Source organism: Actinomyces sp. zg328, assembly GCF_009829635.1.
Lineage (GTDB): Bacteria > Actinomycetota > Actinomycetes > Actinomycetales > Actinomycetaceae > Actinomyces > Actinomyces marmotae.
In genome coordinates, this window is record NZ_VWPE01000019.1 from 1 (window position 1) to 11879 (window position 11879).

Genomic DNA, 11879 nt, shown 5'->3' on the forward strand with positions numbered 1-11879 from the left:
CCGAGCCGGGGGCCGCCGAGCCGGGGGAGGGGCCCGGCGCGCGGCGCGCTCCGCGGACCCCGACGGCCCGCCCCGGGCGGCCCTACGCGCGCGCCGAGCAGGAGAGGCGCCTGGCCCGCGCCAAGCGCGATCTCGCCCGCCTGGGCAAGGTCAACCCCCTGGCCTTCGAGGAGCACGCCGCGCTGGCGCAGCGTCACCGCTTCCTCGCCGAGCAGCTCGCCGACCTCAAGCGCTCGCGCGCGGATCTGCTGGGGATCGTCGAGGAGATCGACGCGCGCGTGCAGGAGGTCTTCACCTCCGCGTATCAGGACACGGCCCGTGAGTTCGCCTCCGTGTTCGACCGCCTCTTCCCCGGCGGCGAGGGCCGCCTCGTGCTCACCGACCCGGGCGACATGCTCACCACGGGCATCGAGATCGAGGCGCGCCCGGCGGGCAAGAAGGTCAAGCGCCTCTCCCTGCTCTCCGGCGGGGAGCGCTCGCTCGCGGCGGTGGCCCTGCTCATCGCGATCTTCAAGGCGCGCCCCTCGCCCTTCTACGTCATGGATGAGGTGGAGGCGGCCCTCGACGACACGAACCTGGGGCGCCTGCTGGAGATCTTCACCGAGCTCCGCGAGTCCAGCCAACTCATCATCATCACCCACCAGAAGCGCACCATGGAGGTCGCCGACGCCCTCTACGGCATCACCATGCGCGACGGCGTCACCCAGGCCGTCTCCCAGCGCCTGGCGCGCGATCGGGGCGCCGGCGGCGCCCCGGCCACCGGGGGCTGACACGGGGCGCGGGGCATCGGGCATGATGGGGGCATGGACCCGATGCTCATCGTGATTGCCGTCCTCGCCGTCCTCACCCTGGTGGGAGGGCTCTGGCTTGTCTCCGGCCGGCGCCGCCGCGGCCAAGCGCCCCCCGAGGTCAGCGCCCACAAGCCCCTGGATCGTGATCAGGCCCTTCCCACCGCCGGCCCGGAGGGGGCGGGGGAGCGGCCAGGATCCCCCGGCGAAGCCCCTGGGGCAGGGGAGGGCGCCGGGGGCGCCGTCGCCACCCTGGAGCGGCCCGAGTCCATCCCCGGGCGCATGCAGCGCCTGCGCGCCCGCCTGGCCGGCTCCGGGGGCTTCGGCAAGGCCGTCCTGTCCGTCCTGTCCCGCGGCGACCTGTCCGAGTCCGACTGGGAGGAGATCGAGGACACCCTGCTCACCTCCGACCTCGGCGTCGAGGTGACCATGGAGCTCATGGACGGGCTGCGAACCCAGGCCAAGGTGCTCGGGACCTCCGACCCCGAGGCCATCCGCGGCGTCCTGCGCTCCGGGCTCCTCGAACTCGTCGACCCCGCCATGGACCGCTCCCTCAACCTCACCCGGCCCGCGCCCGCCGAGGGCGCTGACCTGCCCGCGGGCGCCGCGCCCGCCGCCGCCATCCTCATGGTCGGCGTCAACGGCACCGGCAAGACCACCACCTGCGGCAAGCTCGCTCGCGTCCTCGTCGCCCAGGACAAGGCCGTCGTCATGGGCGCCGCCGACACCTTCCGCGCCGCCGCCGCCGAGCAGCTGTCCACGTGGGGCCAGCGCGTGGGCGTGGAGGTCGTCCGCTCCGAGCGCGAGGGCGCCGACCCCGCCTCCGTCGCCTTCGACGCCGTGCGCGCGGCCGCCGGCCAGGGCGCCGACGTCGTTCTCATCGACACGGCCGGGCGCCTCCAGAACAAGGCCGGCCTCATGGACGAGCTCGGCAAGATCAAGCGCGTCATGGGCAAGATCGCCCCGGTCGGCGAGATCCTCCTCGTCCTCGACGCCACCACCGGCCAGAACGGCATGCGACAGGCCCAGGTGTTCTCCGAGGCCGTGGGCGTGACCGGCATCGTGCTCACCAAACTCGACGGCACCGCCAAGGGCGGCATCGTCGTCACCGTCCAGCGCGAGCTCGGCGTTCCCGTCAAGCTCGTCGGCCTGGGCGAGGGCGCTGACGACCTGGCCCCCTTCGATCCCGAGGGTTTCGTCGACGCCCTCCTGGCCTGAGGACGGGCGCCGGCGGGCGCCGGTGGGCGCCGCCTCAGTCCCGCGCCCGCCGTCCATGACGATGACGCGCCGCTCCCGGGCCGCCGCGGCGGGGTCATGGGCGATCACGAGGACGCAGGTCCCCTCGGAGGCGATCGGGGCGAACCAGTCCAGGACGATCCGCGCTGAGACGACATCGAGCGCGTCCGTCGGCTCATCGGCCAGGACGATGGCCAGTCGGGAGACGAGGACGCGGGCGGATCGCCACCCGCTGGCGCTCGCCGCCGCTGAGGCGCTCGGGCAAGGCCCCAGCCTGGGTGGCGATCCCGACGTGCTCCAGGGCGGTTCCGTTCCAACCCATCGGCAACTGAGCGTCCTGCGATCCTGCGCCCTCGCCCCCGGGATACCGTCTGCCCCCGGGGATACCGTCTCGGCCCGGCGTTGCGCCCTCATTCTCGCAGTTTGAGGCGGTTTCTGCGGGGTGAGGCGGTATCCCGGGGGTGAGGCGGTTTGTGTGGGGTGGGGCGGTATCCCGGGGGTGAGGCGGTTTCTGCAGGGTGAGGCGGTATCCCGGGGCTGGGGCGGCTCGTGCTGGTCCGTGCTCGCTCGTGGGCCGGGGGCCGCGCGCGCCGCGGTGGCTGGCTTGGGGTGGCGGTCCTTGGGTCCCAGTGGTCGGGCTTGCCGGCCTTGATGCCGATGAGCGCTCCGATGCCGATGAGCACGCCGATGTCGTTGACGCCCATGATGGATGGTCCCTGACTTCGCAGGGTGAATCAGCTTTTCGGTGACCGGTCCCGTTCCCGGGGGCGCGTCAGGCCTGAAAAACGGGTCGCTTCCCTGATCGGCGGTCACCAACGCGTCGCGCGACGAGGGGTGGCTCAGGCCCCGGGAATCACTCGATGGGCAGGGGGGTGAGCCATCATGCCGACCACCGCTGGCCCAGCCACCAGCGCTCCTTCGGCCAGCAACCACCAACAAGGTAACGGGCCTGGCGGGGATCGCCCAAGGATGGTGACCGTCGTCGGCGAGCTGGCCATCGACTCCCCGGTGGGCCGGGGCGCGATGATCCGCCTGAGCGCGCCAGCCGCCCTGCCGTGGTGAGCCGACGGCGCGCTGGCCAAGCGCGTGGCGCATATCCTCGTCGAGCTCGATCTGCCTCCCGAGGAAAGGAATCGGCGAGTGCGCGCCGTCCTCGGCTGGTTGAGGGCCACCGCTTGACCCTCACGCGGCGTGAGGCGGCAGGCTGCATCGCATGAGAGATCCTCAGGGCATGAACGACGCTCCCCGCTTCAGCGCCCCAGCACCGGCCCCGGCCCCCGGTCACGGGTCGGAGGCCGACCGCACGGTTGGCGATGCTGCGCGGCTGCTGGGCGTGAGCGTGCGCGCGCTCCACCACTGGGACGCCATCGGCCTGCTCACCCCCTCGGGGCGCAGTTGGTCCGGCTACCGCCTCTACAGCGACGCCGACCTCGACCGAGCCCAGCAGGTCCTCGTCTACCGCGAGACCGGCATGGGCCTGGCCGCGATCGGCGAGCTGCTCGACGGCGCCCCGGCGACGGCCGCCGAGCACCTGATGGAGCAGCGCCGACTCCTGTCCGAGCGGATCTCCCGCCTGACGCGGATGGTCCGCGTCATCGACACCATGATGGAGGCGGAGACCATGGGGAATCACATGAGCGGGGCCGAGCGGGCCCAGGCCTGGCACGGCCAGTGGAGCGAGGAGTACACCGCCGAGGCCGAGGAGCGCTGGGGCGGCACCGAGGATTGGGTGGAGTCGGAGCGCCGCAAGGCCGCCATGACGCCGGACGACTGGGCGCGGGCGGCCGACGAGGCCAAGCGCTTGGAGGCCGATCTCGCCGACGCCATGCGCCGCGGCGTCGCTCCCGGCAGCCAGGAGGCCAACGCCCTGGCCGAGCGCCATCGGGAGGAGCTGAACCGCTGGATCGAGATGACCGTGCCCAGGCAGGTGCTCATCGCCCGCGGATACGTTAGCGACCAGCGCTTCACCGCCTATTACGACGCCAAGGGGAAGGGCCTGGCCGCCTGGCTCAAGGACATCATCGACGCTTCCGCCCTCGCCCAGGGGGTGGACCCGGGCTCCGCCGCCTGGGAGTGACGCGCGGGGTGGGGGAGCACGCTTGCCCCGGCCGCTATCCTGGGCGGCAGCAAAGCGCGATGCCCGGGCGGCGCCATGCCGCCCGGGCCCGCACCCCCCGACCGGCGCGCCCGCGCCCCAGGAAGGACCCCCGTGTTCGGCAACCTTTCCGACCGGCTCACCGCCTCCTTCAACTCCCTGCGCGGCAAGGGCCGCCTGACCGAGGCCGACGTCGAGGCGACCGTCACCGAGATCCGCCGCGCCCTCCTCGAGGCCGACGTCGCCCTGCCCGTGGTGCGCGCCTTCACCGCCGCCGTGCGAGAGAAGGCCGTCGACGCCGCCCGATCCCAGGCGCTCAACCCCGCCCAGCAGGTCATCAAGATCGTCAACGACGAGCTTATCGAGGTCCTGGGCGGCGCCACCCGCGAGATCAACTGGGCGGACCGCGGCCCCACCGTCATCATGCTCGCCGGCCTCCAGGGCGCCGGTAAGACGACGCTCGCCGGCAAGCTCGGGCGCTGGCTCAAGGGCGATGGCAAGCGCGTCCTGCTCGTGGCCTCCGACCTCCAGCGCCCCAACGCCGTCACGCAGCTCGGCGTCGTCGCCGAGCGCGCGGGCGTGGACATCTGGGCCCCCGAGCCCGGCAACGGCGTCGGCGATCCGGTGCGGGTGGCCGCCAGCGGCGTCGAGCAGGCCCGCGCCAAGGGCTACGACGTCGTCATCGTGGACACCGCCGGCCGCCTGGGCGTGGACGCGGAGATGATGGACCAGGCGGTGCGCATCCGCGACGCCGTCGCCCCTCACGAGATCCTCTTCGTCCTGGACGCGATGGTCGGGCAGGACGCCGTCAACACCTCGGTCGCTTTCCGTGACGGCGTCGGCTTCACCGGCGTCGTGCTCTCCAAGCTCGACGGCGATGCCCGAGGTGGCGCGGCGCTGAGCGTGCGCGGGGTGACCGGCGCTCCCGTGCTCTTCTCCTCCACGGGTGAGGGCTTGGACGACTTCGAGCGCTTCCATGCCGACCGCATGGCCAGCCGCATCCTCGACATGGGAGACCTGCTCACCCTCATCGAGCAGGCGGAGAAGACCCTCGACGCCAAGGAGGCCGAGGACGCCGCCACCAAACTCGCCAAGGGCGAGTTCACCCTCGACGACTTCCTCACCCAGCTGCGCCAGATCCGCAAACTCGGCTCGATGAAGAAGCTGTTGGGCATGATGCCCGGCATGGGGCAGATGCGCGAGGCCATCGAGGCCTTCGACGACCGCGAGGTGGACCGCATCGAGGCGATCGTCTGCTCCATGACGCCCGCGGAGCGCAAAGACCTCACGATCCTCAACGGCTCGCGCCGCACCCGTATCGCCAAGGGCTCGGGCACCACCGTCCAGGCGGTCAACGAGTTCGTCGACCGCTTCGAGCAGGCCAAAAAGATGATGGAGGCCATGGCGTCGGGCGGCATGGGAGGCGCGGGTGGCCCAGGTGGAATGCCCGGCCTGGGATCGCTGCCGTCCATGGGCAAGCACTCCAAGGCCCGTCAGGCGCCCAAGGCCAAGAAGAAGGGCAAGGGCGGGAAGAAAGGCCGCTCCGGCAACCCCGCCAAGGCGGCGCGCCAGGCCAAGGAGATCGCGCGGGGGGCCCAGGAGGCGCCCGCCGCGCCGGTGGCCGGATCCTCCTTCGGGCTAGGCCAAGGGGCAGGCGGGGGAGCGGGCGCGGGCAGCACCGGCAGTGCCGGCAGTGCCGGAAGTGTCGCTGGCGGCTACGGCATCATGCCGGGACAGCAGGCCGCCCCCGCGCAGCCCCAGCAGGCAGCGGCCTCCAGTGGCGACGTCGCCGACGCCATGGCAGCGCTCCCCGAGGACCTGCGCCGCCGCCTCGGGCTCTGAGAGCGGGGGGCTGAGACGGGGGGCTGAGAGCGGGGCTGCGTGGGGTGGTGCGGCTCGCGCAGGGTGGTGGCTTTTCCCCTTTGGGTGGTGCTGTTCGTGTGGGGTGGTGGCTTTCCCCCCTTTGGGTGGTGCGGCTCGCGCCCACTGGTGCGGGCAGGACGCACCAGTGGGCGCGAACGGCACCGTTCAGTGCGGAACGCACCGCTGATGCCTCCGTGGGTGCCCACATTGCACGTGTTGGCGTGTCAGGCGTCGTTTGCTCGTTGTGGGTGTCGTGACCGGGTTGGTCGTGGCCCAGTTGCCGCCGTGCGTTGGGGTCATGGGCGCGTCCCGGGGGCGCGTCGGCAGCCCCGCCGCGCGCCGATGACATTCCACCCGGTGCCCACGATGGCCCCGCGGTGCTTACAGCGGCCAGCCGGTGCTCACGACTTTGGGGCGTGTTCGTGATGTTCCCGGCCCGGCGTCGAGAGCAGCGCTGGGAGGTCTCAGGCAGCGCTGGGAGGTCTGGGGCAGCGCTCCCCGCGGTGCTCACGATGGCCCAGCGGTGCTTAAGGCGGTCGGCAGTTGCTTACGGCAGTCCTCCGCTGCTTATGATGGTCGGCCTTTATCCACAATGGCTGAGCGATACTCACGATGGCCCAGAGGTGCCCACAATGGCTCAGCGATGCCGACGATGGCCCACCCGGTGCTCACGACTTTGGGGCGTGTTCGTGATGTTCTCGGCCCGGCGTCGAGAGCAGTGCTGGGCCGTCGAGGGCAGCGCTGGGGCCTCTAGAGCGATGCTGGGATGTTTTGGGCAGCGGTCCCCGAGGTACTGACGATGGCCCCGCGGTGCTTAAGGCGGTCGGCAGTTGCTTACGGCAGTCCTCCGCTGCTTATGATGGTCGGCCTTTATCCACAATGGCTTAGCGGTACTCACGACGGCTCTCCATTGTCCACAATGTCTCAGCAGCGCTCACAGTGACCCACCCGGTGCCCACGATCTTGGGGCGCGTCCATGATCTTCCCAGCCTGGCGTTGAGAGCAGCGTTGAGAGGCCTTGGGCAGCGTTGGGAGGTTTGGGGCGGTGTTGGGAGGTTTGGGGCGGTGTTGGGAGGTTTGGGGCAGCGCTGGGGCGTCTAGAGCAGTGCTGGGATGTTTTGGGCAGCGCTCCCCGCGGTGCTCACGATGGTCCAGAGGTGCTCATGATGGCTCAGCGGTGCCTACGATGGCTTAGTGATGCCGACGATGGCCCACCTGGTGCTCACGACTTTGGGGCGTGTTCGTGATGTTCTCGGCCTGGTGTCGAGAGCAGCGCTGGGAAGCCTTGGGCAGCGTTGGGAGGTTTGGGGCAGCGCTGGGGCGTCTAGAGCAGTGCTGGGATGTTTTGGGCAGCGCTCCCCGCGGTGCTCACGATGGTCCAGAGGTGCTCACGATGGCCCAGCGGTGCTTACGATGGCCCAAAGGTGCCCACAATCACTCAGCGATGCCAAAGATGGCCCACCCGGTGCTCACGACTTTGAGGCGTGTTCGTGATGTTCTCGGCCTGGCGTCGAGAGCAGCGCTGGGAGGTTTGGGGCAGTGCTCCCCGCGGTGCTCAAGATGGTTGATCGGTGCTTACGGCGGTCGGCGGTTGCTTATGGCAGTTCTTCGCTGCTTATGATGGTCGACTGTTGTCTACAATGGCTCAGCGGTGCCTTCGACACCCCGGTCATACCGCCACGAGGCGTCCAGGAGCTGGTTACCCGCTATCAGTGAGCCAAGGAGCGGGTCCTGAACACCGACGCCACGGGAACCAGGCCCCAACCAGTGCTACGCGCCCAGTGAGCCGAGTCCGGTGGGGAAGGGTGGAGAGGTTGTCATCAACAGTGCGAGCTTGGAGTGCTGGGGAGGCTGACAGCCGTGCGCTCTTTCAGTCGCCCGCGCCTACAGCCAGCCGTTGCGCTCGGCGGTGCGGGCGGCCTCGGTGCGGTTGCGCGCGTGGGTCTTGGCGATCGCGCTCGACAGGTAGTTGCGCACCGTCCCGTCGCCCAGGCGCAGGCCCGCGGCGATCCCATGGGCGTCGTCGCCCCGGGCCGCGAGGCGCAGCACTTCCTTCTCCCGCTCGGTGAGCGGATTGGGACCCAGGAGCACCGATTCCTGGGCGAGGGTTGGGTCGATGACCCGCAGCCCCGCGTGAATGCGACGGATCGCGTCCGCCAGTTGCTCCGGGGGAGTGTCCTTGACCAGGAAGCCGCTCGCCCCCGCCTCCAGCGCCCGCGACAGGTACCCCGGGCGCCCGAAGGTGGTCACGATGAGGCTGCGGCAGGCCAGGCCCGAGGCGGTCAGGGCGGCGGCGGCGGCCAGGCCATCGCCGTCGGGCATGTCGATATCCAGCAGCGCCACATCGGCGCCGTGCTCCCGGGCCGCGGCCACCACCTCGGTGCCGGATCCCACCTGCGCCACGACCTCCAGGTCCGCCTCCAGTCCCAGCAGGGTCGCCAGCGCGCCGCGCACCAGCGCCTGGTCATCGGCGATGAGCAGGCGGATGACGCCGCCGCGCTCGGAATCCGTCGCCTTCACAGTAGGACCTCCATCTCGGTGCCCGGTCCGGCTCCGCCCGGTCCGGCTCCGCCCGGGCTGGGGATGGGATGCGGCGCCGGGCTCACCAACCGAGCCTCGCCCCCCGAGGCCTCCACGCGCTTGCGCAGACCCCGCAGCCCGTTGCCCTCGGGAGCCCCATTGAGCCCGCGCCCATTGTCCGCCACCACGACCCGCCCGGGCGAGAGGGCCACCCTGACCGCTGTGGCGCCCGCGTGGCGCAGGATGTTCGTCGTGGCCTCGCGCAGCGCCCAGGAGGCCAGCTCGCGCTGCCCCAAGGGGAGGTCCTCGGGTCTGCCGGTGAACTCGGCGTCGATGCCGGCCGCCGCGAAGGCCGTGCGGGAGGACTCGATCTGACTGGCCAGATCCGGGGTGCGCAGGCGCGTGGCGGTCGCCCGCACGTCCGCCAGGGCGGCCCGTGAGAGATCGATGACCTCAGCGAGCTCGCGTTCAGCCGCCTCGGGATCCCGGCGCAGGAGCCTCTGGGCGACCTCCGCCTTGAGGGTCAGCACCGTGAGCGAGTGACCGAGGATGTCGTGCACGTCCCGCCCGATCTCCTCGCGCTCGGCCATCGCGGCCTCCGCGCGGGCCTGCCGGGCGCGCTGCGCCTCCTGCTCGGCGAAGAAGCGGGAGAGGACCACGAACCCCGACGACGTGATGCAGCCGAGCGTCATGTACACCAGCCCCGGCTCGCCCGGGCCCACGGCCAGGATGACGACCAGCGCGGCCAGCGCGGCCAGGCACATTCCCGCGCTGGCCATCAGGCCCGTGCGCAGCCTGGTGGTGAACAGGACGATCGCGCAGAAGTAGGGGAGGAACACCGTGGAGTACCAGGTGATCGCGATCGTGGACGCGACCGCGCACAGTCCCAGGAGGACGAGTGGGCGGATCGCGGGGGCGAGCTCCTCGCGCGGCCTCGAGGCCGGGGCGAGGCGGGCGAAGTTAGCCCGCTTGGCGATGAGGCTGACTTCGATCACGTAGATCACCGCGAAGGCCGCTAGGCCACAGGCCCCCAGGATCTTCGCCCACAGCGAGGCCCGCGATGCCAGGAGGAAGGCGATCATCGGCAGGAGGAAGCCGATCCAGATGGAGGCCTCCCAGTCGACGCCGAGCCACCCGGGCGCGCCGGGCCAGGTGGCGCGCCAGTCCCTCCAACTCGGCTCCGGCGACGAGGTCGGGGCCTGGCCGGGGGGCCTCCCGCTCATCGCCGCGCCGTGGCCCGGCGGCGGGAGAGCAGGCAGACGGCGGCGATGATGAGCGTCCATGCCACGAGGTTAGTGACCTGTATCCACGGGCTCTCGTGGACCACGCCCGTCGCGGTGTTGATGACATCGCCCATGATGGGGCGCTGCGCGAGGGTCGCGGCTCCGTAGAGCGGCGTGTAGCGCGCGATCGTGAGCAGCGCCCCGGACAGCGGCATGAAGATGTTGGACAGGAAGGCCCACACCGTCACCGAGGCGGCGGCCGTCCCAACGGCGCCCTGGGAGGGGAACCACATGCCGATGGCCAGGCCGTACAGGGAGAAGGGGATCGTCGGCAGCAGGCAGCCCAGGAAGGAGTTGATCCAGACGAGGGGCGTGTCGCAGCGCGCGCCCATGATGGCCCCGGCGCCGAACAGCAAGGTGGTGGGCACGAGTGACAGCAGGACCCCAGCCGCGGATTTGACCAGGTAGTACGCGCGCATCCCACCGGGGGTCAGCCCCATCTGGCGGCCCCATCCCCTCGCGAGCTCGACGGCGCTGCTCCCCGCCACGGTTGTGGCCGCCATGGCAGCGCTGAAGGCCGCCATATTGATCATGATGACGGCGTTGACATTGCCTCGGCCTGCATCGACATCGCTGTAGGAGGCCATGGTCCCGAACAGGAGGTACATGCCCAGCGGTATGACGACGATGAAGATGATCGTGTCAGCCCTCAGGATCGTCGTGCGCAGCTCGCAGAGCAGGTAGGGGATCAGGCTCGGGCGCTCCGAGGGGGCCGGGCCGGGCCCGGGGCGCGGGGCGCCCTGGACCGGGTTGATCGCGGTTCTGGTTTCAGTGCTGGTTTCAGTGCTGGTATCGGTTCTCATGGTGGTCTCCGGGCGGTGTCGGGATGGTCGTGGGCCGGCGCGCGCGAGCGCTTATCGCGCCGGAGGGGCGGCCGATCCTCCGACCGGCGCGGGCTCCTCGACGAGATCGGCGAAGACGTCGTCGAGGCTGAGGGCCGTGATCCCCAAGTGGTGGGCGGGCGTGCGGGTCAGCAGGATGCGGGCGACGTCGTCGGGTGCGGTGGTCCGCACCTCGATGTGCTCGCCGCGCACCGCGACGCCCTGGAGCGAGGCGCGCGCCTCGGCCAGCGCCTCATCGAGCGCGGCCGCTCCGGGCATGCCAGGCCAGGTGGCGGTGACGATGGTGCCCTCGCCGAGCGCCCGTACGTCGTCCACCGAGCCCGAGGCGATGATCCGGCCGTGGTGGATGATGACGATCCGGTCGGCGAAGTCCGCGGCCTCCTGGAGGTAGTGCGTGGCGAAGAGGACCGACTTGCTCCCGGCGGCGCGCTCGCGGATCGCGGCCCAGAAGGAGCGGCGGGCGGTGACGTCCATGCCGGCGGTGGGCTCGTCGAGCACCATGAGGTCCGGGTTGCCCAGCAGGGCCAGGGCCAGGCGCAGGCGCTGGCGCTCGCCCCCGGAGCACTTGGCCACCTTACGGCCCAGGATCGGGGAGATCCCGGAGAGCTCCAGGACGGCCGGGACATCGTGACGGGCCCCGCGCATGGCGGCCACAGAGCGGATCGTCTGACCCACCGTGTAGTCGGGCAGGAGGCCCCCCTCCTGGAGGATCGCGCCGGTGCGCAGCCCCCTGGCCGCTTGGTCTGGGCTGAGGCCGAAGACCCGGGCGGCCCCGGCGTCGGGGGCGGAGAAGCCGAGGATGATGTCCAGGGTGGTGGACTTCCCGGCGCCATTGGGGCCGAGGAAGGCCACGACCTCGCCGGGGGCCACGCGCAGGTCGATGCCGTCGACGGCGCGCACCGTCCCGAAGGTCTTGACCAGGCCGGTCACCTCGACGGCCGGGGGCTGCGCGCTCCTGCCGGCGCGCGGGTCCGGGGTGGGCGAGTGACCAGGGGGTTTCAGGGCGCCTGGGCCGCCCGGCATGTGCTGTGTCATGGTCCTATCGTCGGCGCGATGGGCGGCGCCGGGTACTGAGGGCTGTCACCACCCGCCGATGACAGATGTCACGCGGGCGGGACCATCCTCCCGGCGGCCCTCCCCGCGCCCTCCCGGCCGACATCCCCGTGCCCGCCAAGGGCCGGACCTGAGGACGCGGCGCTCAACGGTCTCAGCTAGTCTCACGGGGTTCACTCGGATCCGGACTGACGGGACC

8 protein-coding genes are annotated in these 11879 nt (G+C 71.4%); 4 read left to right on the forward strand and 4 right to left on the reverse strand.

Annotated features, from left to right (window positions below):
* The 4 genes from GVV75_RS08170 to ffh all read left to right on the forward strand — a co-directional run.
* Window positions 1-770 (forward strand): AAA family ATPase (locus GVV75_RS08170; protein WP_236266109.1); only part of this gene is annotated, 770 nt, incomplete at its 5' end.
* Window positions 771-803: 33 nt separating this feature from the next.
* Window positions 804-2006, forward strand: a complete 1203-nt coding sequence (gene ftsY, locus GVV75_RS08175) for a signal recognition particle-docking protein FtsY (protein WP_159626294.1) — start codon at window positions 804-806, stop codon at window positions 2004-2006.
* A 1249-nt stretch (window positions 2007-3255) separates the two neighbouring features.
* Entirely contained in the window at window positions 3256-4101 is an 846-nt protein-coding gene (locus tag GVV75_RS08180) for a MerR family transcriptional regulator (protein WP_159626292.1), read from the forward strand.
* Window positions 4102-4233: 132 nt separating this feature from the next.
* Window positions 4234-5961, forward strand: coding sequence for a signal recognition particle protein (gene ffh / locus GVV75_RS08185; RefSeq protein ID WP_159814298.1), 1728 nt, complete (start codon window positions 4234-4236; stop codon window positions 5959-5961).
* A 1905-nt stretch (window positions 5962-7866) separates the two neighbouring features.
* On the opposite strand, the gene GVV75_RS08190 is transcribed toward ffh, so the two are convergent.
* From GVV75_RS08190 to GVV75_RS08205, 4 genes are read right to left on the reverse strand one after another with little or no spacing between them, the layout of a single operon-like run.
* Window positions 7867-8502, reverse strand: a complete 636-nt coding sequence (locus GVV75_RS08190; RefSeq protein ID WP_201288740.1) for a response regulator transcription factor — start codon at window positions 8500-8502, stop codon at window positions 7867-7869.
* Window positions 8499-9785, reverse strand: a complete 1287-nt coding sequence (locus tag GVV75_RS08195) for a sensor histidine kinase (protein ID WP_236266110.1) — start codon at window positions 9783-9785, stop codon at window positions 8499-8501. Before GVV75_RS08195 ends, GVV75_RS08190 begins: the two co-directional genes overlap by 4 nt.
* The gene (locus tag GVV75_RS08200; protein WP_201288741.1) at window positions 9722-10588 is read right to left on the reverse strand and encodes an ABC transporter; all 867 of its coding nucleotides are present in this window, start codon (window positions 10586-10588) and stop codon (window positions 9722-9724) included. The genes GVV75_RS08195 and GVV75_RS08200 overlap by 64 nt, the downstream gene beginning before the upstream one ends.
* Window positions 10589-10639: 51 nt before the next feature.
* Window positions 10640-11662, reverse strand: coding sequence for an ABC transporter ATP-binding protein (locus tag GVV75_RS08205; RefSeq protein WP_159524282.1), 1023 nt, complete (start codon window positions 11660-11662; stop codon window positions 10640-10642).
* Window positions 11663-11879 lie beyond the last annotated feature (217 nt).

What these genes read in the sequence shown, in the direction of transcription:
- ftsY (WP_159626294.1), top strand. Translation starts at nt 804, where the DNA reads ATGGACCCGATGCTCATCGTGATTGCCGTCCTCGCCGTCCTCACCCTG.
- GVV75_RS08180 (WP_159626292.1), top strand. Translation starts at nt 3,256, where the DNA reads ATGAACGACGCTCCCCGCTTCAGCGCCCCAGCACCGGCCCCGGCCCCC.
- GVV75_RS08195 (WP_236266110.1), bottom strand. Translation starts at nt 9,785, where the DNA reads ATGGACGCTCATCATCGCCGCCGTCTGCCTGCTCTCCCGCCGCCGGGC.
- GVV75_RS08200 (WP_201288741.1), bottom strand. Translation starts at nt 10,588, where the DNA reads ATGAGAACCGATACCAGCACTGAAACCAGCACTGAAACCAGAACCGCG.
- GVV75_RS08205 (WP_159524282.1), bottom strand. Translation starts at nt 11,662, where the DNA reads ATGACACAGCACATGCCGGGCGGCCCAGGCGCCCTGAAACCCCCTGGT.